The 16,581-nt window shown below is 74.2% G+C and carries 14 protein-coding genes; 7 read left to right on the forward strand and 7 right to left on the reverse strand.

The features are described from left to right. The first annotated feature begins 133 nt into the window (after nucleotides 1–133). Nucleotides 134–766, forward strand: a complete 633-nt coding sequence (locus ACIQD7_RS23720) for a MerR family transcriptional regulator (protein ID WP_402444032.1) — start codon at nucleotides 134–136, stop codon at nucleotides 764–766. A gap of 330 nt (nucleotides 767–1,096) precedes the next feature. Here the strand turns inward: ACIQD7_RS23720 and ACIQD7_RS23725 are convergent, their stop codons facing one another. Both ACIQD7_RS23725 and ACIQD7_RS23730 read right to left on the reverse strand, forming a co-directional pair. Further along, nucleotides 1,097–1,933, reverse strand: a complete 837-nt coding sequence (locus ACIQD7_RS23725) for a siderophore-interacting protein (RefSeq protein WP_402444033.1) — start codon at nucleotides 1,931–1,933, stop codon at nucleotides 1,097–1,099. 63 nt (nucleotides 1,934–1,996) lie between these two features. After that, the gene (locus ACIQD7_RS23730; protein ID WP_205613786.1) at nucleotides 1,997–2,902 is read right to left on the reverse strand and encodes a 5'-3' exonuclease; all 906 of its coding nucleotides are present in this window, start codon (nucleotides 2,900–2,902) and stop codon (nucleotides 1,997–1,999) included. 268 nt (nucleotides 2,903–3,170) lie between these two features. On the opposite strand from ACIQD7_RS23730, the gene ACIQD7_RS23735 reads away from it, so the two are divergent. From ACIQD7_RS23735 to ACIQD7_RS23750, 4 genes are all read left to right on the forward strand, one after another. Then, on the forward strand, nucleotides 3,171–4,445 hold the full coding sequence (locus ACIQD7_RS23735) for a glycine betaine/L-proline ABC transporter ATP-binding protein (protein ID WP_402444035.1): 1,275 nt from the start codon (nucleotides 3,171–3,173) through the stop codon (nucleotides 4,443–4,445). Further along, a complete protein-coding gene (locus ACIQD7_RS23740; RefSeq protein WP_402444037.1) occupies nucleotides 4,438–6,225 on the forward strand; it encodes an ABC transporter permease/substrate binding protein in 1,788 nt (595 codons plus the stop codon). The genes ACIQD7_RS23735 and ACIQD7_RS23740 overlap by 8 nt, the downstream gene beginning before the upstream one ends. Before the next feature lie 173 nt (nucleotides 6,226–6,398). Continuing rightward, the gene (locus tag ACIQD7_RS23745) at nucleotides 6,399–6,950 is read left to right on the forward strand and encodes a helix-turn-helix domain-containing protein (RefSeq protein ID WP_121828685.1); all 552 of its coding nucleotides are present in this window, start codon (nucleotides 6,399–6,401) and stop codon (nucleotides 6,948–6,950) included. A 125-nt stretch (nucleotides 6,951–7,075) separates the two neighbouring features. Continuing rightward, a complete protein-coding gene (locus ACIQD7_RS23750) occupies nucleotides 7,076–7,807 on the forward strand; it encodes a helical backbone metal receptor (protein WP_402444039.1) in 732 nt (243 codons plus the stop codon). Here ACIQD7_RS23750 and ACIQD7_RS23755 read toward each other — a convergent pair. Further along, complete coding sequence (locus tag ACIQD7_RS23755; protein WP_402444040.1) at nucleotides 7,734–8,903, reverse strand: TDT family transporter; 1,170 nt, start codon at nucleotides 8,901–8,903, stop codon at nucleotides 7,734–7,736. The two genes, ACIQD7_RS23750 and ACIQD7_RS23755, sit on opposite strands and share 74 nt — an antisense overlap. Nucleotides 8,904–9,336: 433 nt before the next feature. Between ACIQD7_RS23755 and ACIQD7_RS23760 the strand changes: the two genes are divergently transcribed. Next, nucleotides 9,337–10,281 carry a LysR family transcriptional regulator gene (locus tag ACIQD7_RS23760; protein ID WP_402444042.1) on the forward strand — a complete coding sequence of 315 codons (945 nt, stop codon included), beginning with the start codon at nucleotides 9,337–9,339 and terminating at the stop codon, nucleotides 10,279–10,281. On the opposite strand, the gene ACIQD7_RS23765 is transcribed toward ACIQD7_RS23760, so the two are convergent. Further along, complete coding sequence (locus tag ACIQD7_RS23765) at nucleotides 10,282–11,910, reverse strand: amidohydrolase (RefSeq protein ID WP_402444044.1); 1,629 nt, start codon at nucleotides 11,908–11,910, stop codon at nucleotides 10,282–10,284. It abuts the gene before it with no gap. A gap of 275 nt (nucleotides 11,911–12,185) precedes the next feature. Beyond that, entirely contained in the window at nucleotides 12,186–12,836 is a 651-nt protein-coding gene (locus ACIQD7_RS23770) for a TetR/AcrR family transcriptional regulator (RefSeq protein WP_402444045.1), read from the reverse strand. 69 nt (nucleotides 12,837–12,905) lie between these two features. On the opposite strand from ACIQD7_RS23770, the gene ACIQD7_RS23775 reads away from it, so the two are divergent. Next, the gene (locus ACIQD7_RS23775; RefSeq protein WP_402444047.1) at nucleotides 12,906–14,360 is read left to right on the forward strand and encodes a purine-cytosine permease family protein; all 1,455 of its coding nucleotides are present in this window, start codon (nucleotides 12,906–12,908) and stop codon (nucleotides 14,358–14,360) included. On the opposite strand, the gene ACIQD7_RS23780 is transcribed toward ACIQD7_RS23775, so the two are convergent. Together ACIQD7_RS23780 and eat are read right to left on the reverse strand one after the other, a co-directional pair. Next, nucleotides 14,361–15,053 (reverse strand): gamma-glutamyl-gamma-aminobutyrate hydrolase family protein, encoded by a 693-nt coding sequence (locus ACIQD7_RS23780; RefSeq protein ID WP_402444049.1) that lies wholly within the window; start codon nucleotides 15,051–15,053, stop codon nucleotides 14,361–14,363. A gap of 27 nt (nucleotides 15,054–15,080) precedes the next feature. After that, nucleotides 15,081–16,562, reverse strand: a complete 1,482-nt coding sequence (gene eat, locus ACIQD7_RS23785; protein ID WP_121828693.1) for an ethanolamine permease — start codon at nucleotides 16,560–16,562, stop codon at nucleotides 15,081–15,083. Between the last annotated feature and the right edge of the window lie 19 nt (nucleotides 16,563–16,581).

Consider the following 16,581-nt stretch of genomic DNA (forward strand, 5'->3'; position numbering starts at 1 on the left):
GGGGCGCAGGCATACGAATCCCCCCGTGGGAAAGTATGGATAGTGGCACTCGCCGCTATCTGATAGCGCCACTATCTATGATGTGGATGTCGGTCGGCAAGGCCGAGGAGAGGACCGGAAAGGTGAACAGGCAGTGCGCATCGGAGAGTTGAGTCGCAGGACCGGGGTGTCCGTGCCGACGATCAAGTTCTACGTACGGGAAGGACTGCTCCCGCCCGGAGAACTGACGAGCCCGAACCAGGCCACGTACGGAGAGACGCATGTACGGCGGCTCCGCCTGATCCGGGCGCTCCTCGATGTGGGCGGCCTGTCGGTGGCGGGGATCCGCGAGGTGATCGTGGCGATCGACGACCCGGTCCGGCCGCTGCACCTGGTGCTGGGCGAGGCGGCGGACCAGGTGGTGCCGCGGTACGAGCGCGGGGACGGGGCCGGGATCGCCGAGGCGAGGAAGAGGGCCGCCGCGCTGATCGAGGCGCGCGGATGGCGCACCTACGAGGGGAGCCCCGCGGCGGAGGCGCTGGCGACGGCGATCGCCGCGCTCGACGACGTCGGCCACGGGCGGTTCGTCGAGGTCCTGGACGCGTACGCGGACGCGGCGGAACAGGTGGCGCGGGCCGACCTGGAGTATGTGGCGAAGCGGGTGGCGCGGGAGGATCTCGTGGAGAGCGTGGTCGTCGGCACGGTCATCGGTGACGCCGTCTTCGCGGCCATGCGGCGGATCGCCCACGTGGACGCGTCGGACCGGGTCTTCGGTGAAACGACGTGACGACCTGACGGTCTGTCCGACCCGGCATACTGCGCCCGGTGGCCCGGTGGCCCGGTGGCCCGGTGGCCCGGTGGCCCGGTGGCCCGGTGGCCCGGTGGCCCGGTGGCCCGCTGGCCCGCTGGCCCGGTCGAGGTACGCCGTGTTCATCAGCCCACCAGCCCACCACCCCGGCGAGTTCGAGGGCCCCGTCGGTCCGGCGGCCCTGATCTTCTTGGCAGCCAGCAGCCAGCAGCCAGCAGCCAGCAGCCAGCAGCCAGCAGCCAGCCAGCGCCCCACACGCCGACGGGGGTGGCAGGGCCTTGGCCCTGCCACCCCCGTCCAGGGACCCGCTCAGCTCTCCTGTTCGCGTTCCACCTGGTCGTTCCACTCGCGCTTGATCGCGCGCCAGGCCTCGTCCGACTTGCCCAGGCGCCAGTAGCCCGAGATCGACAGGCGCTCGCGCGGCACCTCCCGGTCCAGGCGCAGGTGGCGGCGGAGCTCCTTCACGAAGCCCGCCTCGCCGTGGACGAAGGCGTGGACGTCGCCCGCCGGGAAGTCCAGCGCCCGCACCGCCTCGACCAGCGCCTCGCCCACCGGGCGATCGCCCCGGTGGAGCCAGGTGACGTCGATGCCCGCCGCCGTCTCCAGCTTCTGCTCCTCCGCCGCGTCCGCGATCTCCACGAAGGTGTGCGCCCGCGCCCCGGCGGGCAGCCGCTCCAGGGCCGCCGCGATCGCCGGAAGCGCGCTCTCGTCGCCCGCGAGCAGGTGCCAGTCCGCCGCCTCGTCCGGCGCGTAGCCGCCGCCGGGGCCGAGGAACCGCACCGTGTCGCCCGCCTCGGCGCGCGCCGCCCACGGGCCCGCGAGGCCCTCGTCGCCGTGGACCACGAAGTCGATGGTCAGCTCGCGCCGCTCCGGGTCCCAGGCCCGCACCGTGTACGTCCGGGTCGTCGGCCACTGCTCCCGGGGGAACTCCTCCCGGATCCGCTCCATGTCGAACGGCTCCGGGTAGGTGACGCCCCCGGGCGCGAAGAGCAGCTTCACGTAGTGGTCGGTGTACTCGCCGGCGTCGAAGCCGTCGAGCCCCGCACCGCCCAGTACGAGCCGCACCATGTGCGGAGTGATCCGCTCCGTGTGCACCACGCGCGCTTCGGTGGCCTTCGGTGACCTGCGGGCCGGCTGCTCTGCCACGACGTGCTCCCTGACTCTGCGTACTTAGGTCTGCCTAAGTTAACATCCCGCGGCCCGTCCGGGTCAGCGTTCCAGGACCGGCAGCAGCCGCCCCACGGCCCCGGTGAGGCCCCACCGCTTCACCAGGGCGTCCAGGGCCGCCGGGTCGCGGGGTCCCGACGGCAGGGCCGGGTCGAACTCCGGCAGCGGTACGTCGGAGGCGACCCGCACCACCGTCGGCGCCACGTCCAGGTACGCGGCCGCCTCCACGATCCCGCGCCGCTTGGCCGGGGTCAGCCTCGACGCCGGGTCCTCCGCCGCCGCCCGCACCCCCGCCAGGTCCCCGTACTCCGTGATCAGCTGCGCCGCCGTCTTCTCGCCGATGCCCTTCACGCCCGGCAGCCCGTCGCTGGCGTCCCCGCGCAGCGCGGCGAAGTCCGCGTACTGGTCGGGGCGGACCCCGTACTTCGTGAGGATCAGCTCCCCGTCCACCAGGTCGCAGTCGCCGACGCCCTTGCGCGGGTACAGCACCCGCACCTCCCGCGCGTCGTCCACCAGCTGGAACAGGTCCCGGTCGCCCGTGACGATGTCCACCGGACCGGTCGCCCGGCCCGCCAGGGTCCCGATCACGTCGTCCGCCTCGTACCCCGCCGCCCCGATCCGCGCGATCCCGAGCGCCGCCAGGACCTCCTCGATCACCGGCACCTGCGGGGACAGGGTGTCCGGGACCTCCTCCTCGTCCGGGCCCGTCTCCGTCTCCACGGCCACCCGGTGCGCCTTGTACGACGGGATCAGGTCCACCCGCCACTGCGGCCGCCAGTCCTCGTCCCAGCAGGCCACCAGCTCGTCCGGACGGTGGTCCTGGACGAGCCGGCCGATGAAGTCGAGCAGCCCGCGCACGGCGTTCACCGGGGTGCCGTCGGGGGCCCGGACGGAGTCCGGCACGCCGAAGTACGCGCGGAAGTAGAGGCTGGCGGTGTCGAGGAGCATCAAACGTCGCGTCACCCGGCCGATCTTAGGGCGCGGTGCGCCGCCGGACCGCCGGAACCCGGCCTCCCCTCCCGCCCTTTCGTGACCCGCGTCACCTTTGCGTTTGCGACCTTCGGCCCCGGGCATGTGCGTGCCCGGAGTGAGCCCCGGTACGGAATTCAACGAAAAGGTCCCGTACGCGACGGGGCGCGGACCGATTCCGCCCGCTCCACGGTCCGGCCTCGCGGGGGTGGCGGGGCCGTTCTTCGTTGCTACCCGTGAGGTGTATGTGTCCAGGCTCCAGGCCGACCACCTGTACAAGGTGTTCGGCAGACGACCCGACGAAGCCGTCCGCAGGCTGGTGGACGGCGCGGACCGCGAGGAGCTGCGCGCCGAGGGGACGACAGCAGCCGTCGTGGACGCCGGCTTCGTCGTCGAGCCCGGCCAGATCTTCGTCGTGATGGGCCTGTCCGGCTCCGGGAAGTCCACCCTCCTGCGGATGCTCAACGGCCTGCTCGAACCCACCGCGGGCCGGGTCCTCTTCGACGGCGACGACCTCACCGCCCTCTCCCCCCGCGACCTGCGCGCGGTCCGCTCCCGCCGGATCAGCATGGTCTTCCAGCACTTCGCGCTCTTCCCGCACCGGAACGTCCTGGAGAACGCCGCCTACGGCCTGGAGGTCCAGGGCGTGCCCCGCGCCGAGCGCGAGACCCGCGCCGCCGAGGCCCTCCGGCTGTGCGGCCTGGCCGGCTGGGAGAAGTCCTGGCCCGACGAGCTCTCCGGCGGGATGCAGCAGCGTGTCGGCCTCGCCCGCGCGCTCGCCACCGACGCCGACCTGCTCCTCATGGACGAGTCGTTCAGCGCGCTCGACCCGCTGATCCGCCGTGACATGCAGGACCAGCTCCTCGTCCTCCAGAAGCAGTTGAAGAAGACCATCGTCTTCATCACCCACGACCTCAACGAGGCCATGCGCCTCGGTGACCGGATCGCCGTCATGCGCGACGGCAGGATCGTCCAGCTCGGCACCGCCGAGGACATCCTCGTCCGCCCCGCCGACGACTACGTGGCCTCCTTCATCCAGGACGTCGACCGTTCCCGGGTGCTCACCGCCTCCGCCGTCATGGCGCCGGGCGCCCCCGCGCCCGACTGTCCCGACGACTGCGCCTGCCGGCCCGTCGGGCCCGACACCCTCGTCGCGGACCTGTGCGCCGTCGCCGCCGGGGCCCCGCACCCGGTGACCGTGGAGGACACCGACGGCACCGTCCTCGGCGTCGTGTCCCCGGAACGGCTCCTCGGCGTGATGGGCGGCCTCGGTACGCACGACGCCGCCGCGCACGACGTCACCACGAAGGGCGTCGAGAACAGGCGCGCCGCCATCAAGGGCCCCGCCGCCGAAGGCCCCGCCACCACGGGCACCGGCGCGAAGAAGGCCGACGCGCGGAACGGCGCGGACGCGGACGCGACAGGGAACGCCACGACGGACAAGGCCGTCACGAAGGGCGGCGACGACGCCCCCGGGAGCGTCCCCGCCAAGAACGGGCGGGAGGTGACCGCCGGTGCCTAGGCTTCCCCTCGGGCAGTGGGTCGACACCTCCGTCGACTGGCTCCAGTCCCAGTTCTCCTGGCTGTTCGACGCCGTCACCACCGGCGTCACCGGCCTCTACGACGGCATCGACGCCGTCCTCTCCGCGCCGCAGCCGCTGCTGTTCGCCGGCATCCTCGCCGTCGTCGCCTGGTGGCTGCGCGGCTTCGCCGCCGGTCTCCTCGCCTTCGCGGGCTTCGCGCTCGTCGACTCCGTCCAGCTGTGGGACGAGGCCATGGCGACGCTCTCCCTCGTCCTCGTCGCCACCCTGGTCACCCTGGTGATCGCCGTGCCGCTCGGCATCTGGGCGGCCCGCTCGAAGACCGTCAGCGCCGTCATGCGGCCGGTCCTCGACTTCATGCAGACCATGCCCGCCATGGTCTACCTGATCCCCGGCATCATCTTCTTCGGCGTCGGCGTGGTCCCCGGCATCATCGCCACCATCGTCTTCGCGCTGCCCCCGGGCGTCAGGATGACCGAACTCGGCATCCGCCAGGTCGACGGCGAACTCGTCGAGGCCGCCGAGGCGTTCGGCACCACCCCGCGCAACACCCTGCTGCGCGTGCAGCTGCCGCTCGCCCTCCCGACCATCATGGCCGGCGTCAACCAGGTCATCATGCTCGGCCTGTCCATGGTCGTCATCGCCGGCATGGTCGGCGGCGGCGGGCTCGGCGGCGCCGTCTACCGGGCCATCGGCAACGTCGACATCGGCCTTGGCTTCGAGGCCGGCGTCTCCATCGTCGTCCTCGCCATGTACCTCGACCGGATGACCGGCGCCCTCGGTCGTCAGGTCTCCCCGCTGGGGCGCCGCGCCGCCGCCAAGGCGCGCGCCGCCACCGCCAAGCGCCCCGGCGCCAAGCTCTGGGGCCACCGGCCGCAGCCCGTCACCGCCCTCGTCGGCGTCGTCGTCCTCGCCCTCGTCGCGGGCGGCACCGGCTTCCTCGGCACCGGCTCCGGACCCGCCGCCGGCAACGGCAAGAAGGTCAGCATCGGCTACATCCCCTGGGACGAGGGCATCGCCTCCACGTACCTGTGGAAGGAGCTCCTGGAGCGGCGCGGCTACGAGGTCGACACCAAGCAGCTGGAGGCCGGCGCGCTCTACACCGGCCTGGCCGGCGGACAGCTCGACTTCCAGACCGACGCCTGGCTGCCGGTCACCCACGCCCAGTACTGGGAGAAGTACCGGAACAAGCTGGAGGACCTCGGCTCCTGGTACGGCCCCACCTCCCTGGAGCTCTCCGTCCCCTCGTACGTCAAGGGCGTCGACTCCCTCGCCGACCTCAAGGGCAAGGCCGGGCAGTTCAAGGGCCGGATCGTCGGCATCGAGCCCAGCGCCGGGATGATGGGCATCCTCAAGGACAAGGTGCTCAAGGAGTACGGCCTGGAGGGCGAGTACAAGGTCGTCGACGGCTCCACCCCCGGGATGCTCGCCGAGCTGAAGCGCGCGTACGAGCGCAAGGAGCCCATCGCCGTGACCCTCTGGTCCCCGCACTGGGCCTACTCCGCGCACGACCTGAAGAAGCTCAAGGACCCCAAGGGCAGCTGGGGCAAGGGCGACGGCGTCCACACCCTCGCCCGCAAGGGTTTCACCGGGGAGAACCCCGAGGTCGGCGCCTGGCTGAAGGACTTCGAGCTGACCGAGAAGCAGCTCACGGACCTGGAAGCCGTCATCCAGGAGACCGGCAAGGGCAAGGAGCAGCAGGCCGTCCGCACCTGGCTCGACCGGAACCCCGGCCTCGCGGAGAAGCTCACCCCGCGGTAGCCGTACGACGGGACCGGAACGGTTCCTGTCCGAAAAGGGGTGGTCGCCGAACGTGTTCGGCGACCACCCCTTTTCCGCACGACGCGAAACCCCGCCCCAAAGCTGCGTAAGGTTCAGGTAACCGACCGGTACGAGGATCGCGACGGGCACGAGGCGCGAGGGAGGGAGCCGACATGGACGAGAAGGAATCACCCCGCGTGGGCGCGGCCGTCAAGAGGCGCCGCAGAGCGCTCCAGCTCACCCTGGCCGTCGTCGCCTCCCGCAGCGGCCTGTCCGTGCCCTTCCTCAGCCAGGTCGAGAACGACCGGGCCCGCCCCAGCCGCCGCTCCCTCGAACTCGTCGCCGGGGCCCTGGAGACCACGGCCGGCGAGCTCCTCGCCGTCGCCGAGGCCTCCCGGACCGTCGACGTCGTACGGTCCGGGGAGACCTCCCCCGGCCTGCCCGAGGGCGTCCGGTCCCTGGTCCGGGGCCGCCACCAGCTGCACGCCCTGGAGTTCACCGGCGAGCAGGACGCGGGCCGCGAGTTCCAGCACCGCAACGACGAGCTGCTCTACGTGGCCGACGGCGCCGCCGAGGTCGAGGCCGAGGGCCGCGCCTACCGGCTCGACCGGGGGGACACCCTCTACCTCTCCGGCGGGGTACGGCACCGCTGGCGCGCCACCGAGCCCGGCACCCGGCTCCTGGTCGTGGCGGTCGGGGAGCACGTGGAGGCGGAGGAGGAGTGAGGGACCGGGACACCTCCGGGGGGCCGCGCACCTCCGTAGGGTCGCGCACCTCTGCGGGGCCGGGTACCTCCATGGGACCGGGCACCTCTGCGGGGCCGCGCACCTCCGCAGGGCCGGGCACCTCCATGGGACCACGGGTCGTCTCGCTCGTGCCCTCCCTCACCGAGGCCGTCGCCGTCACGCTGCCCGGCGCCCTCGTCGGCGCCACCGACTGGTGCGTCCGCCCCGCCGGGCTCGACGTCGTCCGGATCGGCGGCACCAAGAACCCCGACGTCCCCGCGATCGCCGCGCTCCGCCCCGACCTCGTCCTCGCCAACGAGGAGGAGAACCGGGCCCCCGACCTCGACGCCCTGCGGGCCGCCGGGCTCGACGTCCTCGTCACCGAGGTCCGCACCCTCGACCAGGGACTGAGCGAGCTGGAACGGGTCCTCGCCGCCTGTGGGGCGCCCCGCCGCCCCCGTTGGCTGGCGGAGGCCGGGGAGGCCTGGGCGGCGGTCGAGCCGCTGCGCCCGGAGGCGCCGCTCACCGCCGTCGTGCCGATCTGGCGCCGCCCCTGGATGGTCCTGGGCCGCGACACCTTCGCTGGCGACCTGCTCGCCCGCCTCGGCGTCCGCAACGCGTACGCGGGCCACCCCGAGCGCTACCCCCGCCTTCCGCTCGACGAGCTCCGGGCCGCCGCCCCCGACCTGGTCGTCCTGCCCGACGAGCCCTACCGCTTCACGCGCGACGACGGCCCCGAGGCCTTCCCCGGGACCGCCGCCGCCCTCGTCGACGGGCGGATGCTCACCTGGTACGGGCCGTCGCTGGCCGAGGCCCCGGCGGTACTGTCCCGGGCCCTGCGAGCAGCGCGCCGCTGACGAGCCCGCGCAGGGTGCGGGCCCCGGCCAGCAGCCAGGCCGCCACGAGGAACGCGTACAGGCCGACGGCGAGCCACCGGAAGGCGGCCAGGCCGGTGTGCCGCGCCAGCCCCTCGGCGCCGGTCACGCACGTCCCGACCGGGAAGGTGAACGCCCAGAAGGTCATCGCGAAGCCCATGCCCCGGCGCCGCGCCCGCAGCACCATCGCCCCGGCGAGCGCCAGCCACAGCAGCGCGAAGCCCATGACGGGCACCCCGTAGAGGACGGCGAAGGCGGCGAAGCCGTGCGCGTACGGCGCGGGCAGCACGCCCGGGGCCGCGTCGGCGAACTTGTTCGCGGCGGTCGTCGACTGGCCGAGGGGGCCGAGGACCAGGAAGAGGGTGGGGGTGAGCGCGAGCGGCGGCGGACCGGCGGTGACGAGCCGCCCGAAGACCAGGGGCAGCATGACCAGGGTGGCGAGCAGGCTGACGCCGAACAGCGCGTGACAGGCGATCAGGAGCGTCTGCTGCGCCTGCCCCGCGGGCAGGTGGGGGACGAGCAGCGGGCCGAGGGCGGCGGAGACCATGGGGGCGACGACCGGCAGCAGCCACGCCGGGGACGCGCCCTCGATCCGGTGGCGCGCCACCATGAGGTACGGGACGGCCACGGCCGCCGCCAGGCCGATCAGCGTCCCCGCGCCGAACAGGACGGCGTCGAGGGCGACGGCCGCCGGGAGCCCGATCCAGTCCCGGCCCACGACCAGGGCCCCGCCGCCGACCGCGAGCAGTGCCATCGACAGACAGCCGTAGAACGGGGCCACGGCCGGGTCCATGAGATGGGCGCGGGCCTGGTCGCGGTGGTGGATCCAGTGCAGCGCGCGGGCCGCGAGCAGCACGAGCAGCATCGCGAGCGACAGGGCCCAGACCGCCGCGCAGACCGTACGGAGACCGGGCACGCGCACCGGGAGGCCGGCGCCCGCGGTGGCGACGATCGCCGTGCCCATCACGGAGGCGTACCAGTTCGGCCCGAGGTGCCGGACGCCCCGGAACCGTGGCCCGGGCCGGGCGGCGCGGAGGACCGGAAGGGGAGCCGTGCGGAGAGGTGCGACGCTTGCCATGCCTCCACCGTCGCCCCCTTCTCCCGCCCGGACCAGGGATCATGCGGCTATGACGTCATAAGCTGGCTTTATGACCAGGGGAACACGGGGCGGCGACGCCCACGAGAACGGAGGCGGGTCGGACACGGCTCCGGACGGCACGGCTCCGACACCCGGGCGCGGCCCGACGCCTAATGCGGGCCCTACGGGCGGGAGGGGACCGGCGGCCGGCGACTCGGGGGTCCTCGGCGCTACGGGGCCCGGCGACGGCCCGCTGGCCGGTGGCCGCTCGGTGCCCGGTAGCGGTCCGGTGGCCGGTGCCGCCCCGGCGGCCGGGGACGGCTCCGCGCCCGGCGGCGGTCCGGTGGCCGGGAGGGTGCCGAGGGCTGGTGGCGGCCCGGTGTCCGTTGGCGATCCGGTGGCCGGTGGCGGTCCCACCCCCGGTGGTGCCCCCGTGCCCGGTGCCGCAGGTGCCCGTCCTCACCTCTCCCACCGCGTTCCCGATCTCGGTGCGCTCGAACTGTTGCTCGCCGTCGCGCGGCACGGGAGTCTCGGGGCCGCCGCTCGGGAGGTCGGGATCACGCAGCCCGCCGCGAGCAGCCGGATCCGGTCCATGGAGCGGCAGCTCGGGATGGCCCTGGTCGACCGTTCGCCGCGCGGCTCGCGGCTCACCGACGCGGGTGCCCTCGTCACGGACTGGGCGCGGCGGATCGTGGAGGCGGCGGAGGCCTTCGACGCCGGGGCGCAGGCCCTGCGCGGCCGGCGCGACTCGCGGCTGCGGGTGGCCGCGTCCATGACGATCGCCGAGTACCTGCTGCCCGGCTGGCTGATCGCCCTGCGCGCCGAGCGCCCCGACACCGCCGTGTCGCTCCAGGCCGGGAACTCCGCCGCCGTCGCGGAACGCCTCTTCGCGGGCGACGCGGACGTCGGCTTCGTCGAGGGCCTCGCCGTGCCGGACGGCCTCGACGGCGTGGTCGTCGCCCACGACCGCCTCGCGATCGTCGCCGCCCCCTCGCACCCCTGGGCCCGCCGCCGCGCCCCGCTGGACCCGGCCGAGCTGGCCGCGACCCCGCTGGTGCTGCGGGAGCGCGGCTCGGGCACCCGCCAGGTCCTCGACGCGGCCCTCTCCGCCCACGGCGGCCTCGCGCGGCCGCTCCTCGAACTCGCCTCCACGACCGCGGTGAAGGCCGCAGCCGTCAGCGGCGCCGGCCCGGCCGTCCTCAGCGAACTCGCGATCACCGAGGAGCTGGCCTCCCGTCGCCTGGTCGCCGTCCCCGTCGCGGGCGTGCCGCTGCGCCGGGACCTGCGGGCCGTCTGGCCCTCGGGACACCGCCCCACGGGTCCGGCCCGCGACCTGCTCTCCCTGACCCGCGACCGGCCCCACGACCGGCCCCGCTGATCAGACGGTCGCCGCGCGGTGGGTGATCCGGCCGTCGAGGACCGTCAGCAGGACCGGCAGGTCCGGCAGTTCGGTCGCGGCCGTGGTCAGTGGGTCGTCCCCGAAGACCGCCAGGTCGGCCCGGTGGCCGAGGGCGATCCGGCCCGCCTCGTGCTCCTCGCCCGCCGCGTACGCCGGAGCCGTCGTCAGGCCCCGCAGCGCCTCCAGCGGCGTCAGCGCCTGCTCGGGCCCGTGCGGCGCCTGCCCGAGGTCGCGGCTCGGCCGCCGGTGCCGGGCCCCCGCCATCACGCCCAGCGGAGGGAACGGCGCGATCGGCCAGTCCGAGCCGAGGACCACGGCCGCCCCGGAGTCCACCAGGTCCCGGCAGCGCCACGCGCGCGAGGCGCGCTCCTCGCCGAGCCTCCGCGACCAGTTGTCGGTGTGGTCGGCGCGGGTGAAGTCGCAGCAGTGGGTGGGCTGCATGGAGGCGAGGACGCCCAGCTCGGCGAAGCGGCGCAGGGTGTCGTCGGGGACGGTCTCGATGTGCTCGACCCGGTGCCGCACCTCGCCGCCGCCCGAGGCCCGCGCCTTCTCGACGGAGTCGAGGACGTGCCGTACGGCCGCGTCCCCGATGGCGTGCGTCGCGGTGGGCACGCCCGCCCGGTGCAGCGCGCCGACGATCCTCGTGTACGCCTCCGGGTCCGGCCAGAACGCGTGCGTGGACTCGCCGTGGCAGTCGGGTCGCTCCAGCCACGCGGTGCCGTTGTCGATGGTCCCGTCCATGAAGAGCTTCACGCCGGCGACCCGCCACAGGGCCCCGCCGGTGCCCTGCCGCTCGATCAGGGCCCGTACGCCGTCCACGTCGGTCCCGGGCTGGCACCAGGGCGCCACCCGCAGCCGCAGCGCCAGCTCGCCGGCCGCGTCCAGCTCCCCGTACAGGGAGAGGCTGTCGCCGTTGGCGTCCATGGCGTGCCCGCCGGTCAGGCCCGTGGCGGCCATGGCGCGCAGCGCGGCCGCGAGCCGCTCCCGGCTCTCCTCGCGCGTCGGCTTCGGGGCGACCCGCTCGACCAGCTCGCACGCGGCGTCCTCCTGGAGGAGGCCGGTCGGGCGCCCGTCGGCGTCGCAGACGACCTCGGCGGAGGCCTGGTGGAAGGTGCGGGGGCCGTCGACCCCGGCGAGTTCGAGGGCCCGGCGGCTGGCGAGGGCCGAGTGGGCGTCGAAGAGCAGCAGGAAGGCGGGCACCCCGTCGAGGACGGAGTCGAAGGGGGCGGTGCCGACGGGGTGGTCGCCGAAGACGTTCGGGTCGAGGCCCCAGCCGCACAGCCACGCCCCGCGCTCCAGGGTCCGCACCTCGCGGGCGAGGGCCTCCCGGACGTCGTCGAGGTCGGCGCAGTACGACAGGTCGAGGCCGTGCGTCAGCTCGGCCCCGGTGACCGGGTGCACGTGCCCGTCGACGAGGCCGGGGGTGACGACGGCCCCCTTGAGGTCGATCACGGTGGTCGCCGGCCCGGCGAGCGTGCGGATCTCGCGGTCGTCGCCCAGGGCCGCGATCCGGCCGTCCTCGGAGACGGCGAGCGCGGTCTCCGGCAGGAACGCCCCCGTACCGGGGTCGAGCAGACGGGCGGAGAGCAGGACGAGACGGGTGCGCACGGTGGCTCCAGGAGGGGGTCGCGGGGGTTTTCTTCGGTGATACGCGTACGGGGACGGAGGACGGGGACGGGGGCGTGTCGTGTGGACGGGTGGACCCGTACGGGAGGGGGCGGCGGGTCCGTGGACGGGCGGCCCCGTACGGGGGACGGGTCGCGTGGACAGGTGAACCCGTACGGGACGCCGGGGCCGGACCCGATACCGGCCCCCCCGGGAAGCTTCGGCAGATCCGGCAGGTCCCCCGAGCCCCGCCCGCCGCCCGGCCCCCTACGGGCCGATCAGTCCGGCACCCCCGGCAGCTCCGTCTCCGTCAGCGTCCCCGCCATCAGGCCGAGTTCGCGTTCCGCCGTGGTGACGGCCATGCGGGTCACGGCCTCCGGCCGGTTTCCCCGGTCGGTGTTGGCGTGGGCGCCGAGGCCGTCGAGGACCACCAGGATCTGGATGGCCGTCGTGCGCGGGTCGTCCGTGCGGAACTCGCCCCGCTCGACGCCCTCGCGGATGAGCCCTTCGAGGCGGTCGTCGGAGGCGCGCTCCTGCACGGCGACCCGGTCGCGCAGGACGGGCCGGTAGCGGCTGAGGTGCCGGGCGTTGATCCACAGCCGGCTGATGTCGTCGTACGCCTCTCCGGCCGAGAGCGCGAAGTAGCGCGCGAGGTACTGCGCGGGCGTGCCGTGCGGCCGCTCGGCGGGCAGCAGGGAGTCGAGCTCGCCGGTGGAGGCCACGGCGAACGCCTCGGCCACCAGATCCTCCGCCGAGGGGAAGTAGTGGCTGATCAGACCCGGTCGTACGGCCAGCTCCTCGGCGATCCGCCGCAGGGTGACGCACTCCAGGCCCTCGGTCAGGGCGACCCGGGCCGCGGTCTCCACGATCTCGGCCCGCCGGGCTTCCGGAGTTTTCCGAATGCGTTTGCGCTCGACGCTTGACGACATACCGGGGATGCTATTGAGTGTGCGACCAATAAGCAACCAGGTGGGCACCACACGCTTCCGGAGGGCCGCATGGCTTCCACGATCCCCGACCAGGACCCGGCCTCCCGGGCCGCCCAGGTCACCCCTCCGGCCGCCGGCCGGCCCGGCCGCGTCGAGGCCCACGGCATCGACCGCATCCCCGAGGACGAGCGCCGCGGACACCCCCGCGAGCTCTTCTCCGTGTGGGCCGCGGCGAACGTCAACTACCTGAGCCTGGTCATCGGCGGCGCCCTCGTCCTCATGGGGCTGACCCTCTGGCAGGCCGTCGGCGTGATCGTCGCGGGCAACCTCTTCTGGGTGCTCACCGGCCTGCTCGCCACCCCGGGCCCGGTCGCCGGCGCGCCCAGCGAGGTGATCACCCGGGCCGTGTACGGCGTCCGCGGCAACCGCGTGAACAACGCGATCGGCGGCTGGCTGGTCTCCGTCTGCTACTTCGCGCTCAACCTCGCCGCCGCGGCCACCGCCGCCTTCGCGCTCGTGGAGAGGACCGGCATCGCGGTCACCGTCCCCGTCGAGGTGGCCGTCATCGTGGTGATCGCCGCCCTCACGCTGGTCATCAGCGTCTACGGGCACGGCCTGATCATCAAGCTGTACCTGCCGATCACGCTCGTCCTCGCCGCGGCCTTCGCCGTCGTCGCGTTCGCCGTCCTGCGGCACGCCGACCTCTCGTACGCCCCCGCCGCCCGCCCCTCCGGGACCGAGCTGTGGTCCCTGCTCCTCGCGGGCACCACGATGATCGCCTCGGGCCCGCTCTCGTACACCACGAGCGCCGACTTCTCCCGCTACCTGCCCCGTACCGCCTCGAAGCGGGCGATCGTCGGCTGGACCGCGCTCGGCGCCTTCCTGCCCAGCGTCCTCGTCTGTTCGCTCGGCGCCCTCGCGGCGACCGCCGTCGACATGACCGACCCGCAGACCGCGCTCCAGGAACTCCTGCCCGGCTGGTTCGTGCCGGTCTTCCTGCTCGCCCTGGTCCTCGGCACCGTCGCCATCAACGCCCTGACCGCCTACAGCGCCGGACTCGCGCTCCAGGCCGTCGGCCTGCGCGTCCGCCGCTCCGTCAGCGTCCTCCTCGACGGCGCCGTGGCCGTCGCCCTGACCCTGTACGGCGTGCTCGTCTCCGGCTTCCTGGACACCGTCAGCAACGCCCTCCAGCTGATCACGGTCCTGGTCGGCCCCCTGATGGCCGTGTACGCCACCGACGTCCTGCTGCGCCGCTGCCGCTACGACGGCGCGGCCCTCTCCGACGAGACCCCCGGCGGCCCCTTCTGGTACACCGCCGGGGTCAACCGGGCCGGGGCGCTCGCCCTGGTCGCCGGCGTCGCCGCCGCGGCCCTGTGCGTCGACACCCTCTACACCGGTCCGGTCGCCGCGGCCCTCGGCGGCCTCGACCTCTCCCTGCCCGTCGGCATGGGCGTCTCGGCCGGCCTCTACGCCCTCCTGATGCGGGGCGACCGCACGGTGCTCGCCGCCCGCGCGGCCGCCTGATCAGGAACGCCCACGGGCGGCTGCCGCTCCGACCAGCCCCCGCATCACGCGCGTGTCCTCGCCCATCTCCGGGTGCCACTGCACGCCGAGGGCCCAGACCGGGGCGGCCAGCTCCACCGCCTCCACCGTGCCGTCCTCCGCGTGGGCCGAGGCCGCGAGCCCCGCGCCCAGCCGGTCCACGGCCTGGTGGTGGTAGGTCGGCACCTCGGCGAGCTCCGGCACCAGGGAGGCGTAGAGCGTGCCCGGCACCGGCTTGACCGCGTGCCGCCCGATCACCCCGACCGCCTCCACGTGCCCGTCCAGGTGCTGGACCAGCGTGCCCCCCAGGGCCACGTTCAGCAGCTGCATCCCCCGGCAGACGCCCAGGAGCGGGGTCCCGGAGGCGAGGGCCGCGTCGATCAGGGCCAGCTCCCAGGAGTCCCGCGCCCTGGCCGGGGGACCGGTCCGGGGGTCGGGCTCGGCCCCGTACCGTACGGGCTCCACGTCCGCCCCGCCCGCCACGACCAGGCCGTCGAGCCGGGCCACGACCGCCGCGGCGGCATCCGGGGCGTCCGGCGGGAGCATCGCCGCGAGCCCCCCGGCCTCCCGTACGAGCCGGGGGTACGGGGCGGGGAGCAGCGCCGCCTCCATGTCCCACACCCCCCAGCGGGCCCGGTCCAGATAGGTGGTCACGCCGATCAGCGGCTTGGACACGACAACTCCTCCAGAAAGGTCGGGACGTCAGCCGCGTTCGAGTTCGGCCTCGGCCGCGGCGAGCGCCGCGAACTCCTCCTCGGGCGCCTTGGCCACCAGGTGGTGCCGACTGTAGAACGCGAAGTAGGCGAGGGCGACGACGTACACCCCGAGCGCCATGAGCGCCGCCGTCCGGTCCACCAGGAAGGTCGCCACCAGGGCCGACAGGGCCAGGACGAAGGCCGTCGACGAGGTCGCGATCCCGCCGGGCGTGCGGTACGGCCGGTGCAGGCCCGGCTCGCGGCGGCGCAGCACGATGTGCGAGAGCGCCATCAGGGCGTACGAGATGGTGGCGCCGAAGACCGCGATGTTCAGCATCCGCGCCCCGTCCCCGGTGCCGGCCGCGAGCGCGAAGCCGATCGCGCCCGGGATGAGGAGCCCCAGGTAGGGCGACTTGCGACGGCTGGTCAGGGAGAGGAAGCGGGGCAGGTAGCCCGCCCGGGAGAGGGCGAACAGCTGGCGCGACCCGGCGTAGATGAGGGAGAAGAAGGAGGCGACCAGACCGGCCAGGCCCGCGTAGTTCACGAACCGGCTGAGCGCCGTCGGCTCCCCGTCGCCCTGGAGCGCCACGACCAGCGGGTTCCCGGCCTCCTGGACGGCGGCCGCGCCACGCGCCCCGGTGGCGGCGAAGAAGGTCATGACGGCGAGCAGCACCAGGACGCCGAGCGAGATCGCCAGCGCCTTCGGCATCGACCTGACCGGGTCCTTCGCCTCCTCGGCGGCCAGCGGCACCCCTTCGACGCCGAGGAAGAACCACATGCCGAAGGGGAACGCGGCCCAGATCCCGAGCAGCCCGAACGGCAGCCAGGAGTTCGACCCGAAGGCCTCGCCGTCCACCGGGATGTCGTTCAGGCCGTCCACGCGGAAGTCGGTGAACGCGCCGAGCGCGAAGACGACCAGGGCCGCGACCGCGATGGCCGTCACGACCAGGCTGAACCGCAGCGCCTCGCCCACGCCCCACAGGTGGATCCCGATGAAGAGCGCGAAGCAGACCAGGTAGACCGGCCAGCCGGACTCCAGGCCGAAGAGCCCCAGGGACTCGACGTAGTCGCCGATGAAGATGGAGATCGCGGCGGGGGCGAGGACGTACTCGATGAGGATCGCGGTGCCGGTGAGGAAGCCGCCCCAGGTACCGAGCGCCCGGCGGGCGAAGCCGTAGCCGCCGCCCGCCGTGGGCAGGATGGCGGACAGTTCGGCGAGCGCGAAGACCAGACAGGCGTACATCGCGCCCATCAGGACGGTGGCGACGGCGAGTCCGCCGAAGCCGCCCTTCGACAGGCCGATGTTCCAGCCGGAGAAGTCCCCGGAGACGACGTAGGCCACGCCGAGACCGGTGAGCAGCAGCCAGCCGGCGCTGCCGCGGCGCAGCGCCCGCCGCTTCAGGTAGTCGTCCTCCGGCGGGGCTCCGGGTGTCTTCCCGTCCCCGGGCGTCTTCCCGGACGTGCTCCCGGTGGTGTCTTCGAGCGTCATGGCAGCGTCAGCTCCCCGC

This window comes from Streptomyces sp. NPDC093071 (assembly GCF_044754545.1).
Taxonomy (GTDB): Bacteria; Actinomycetota; Actinomycetes; order Streptomycetales; family Streptomycetaceae; genus Streptomyces.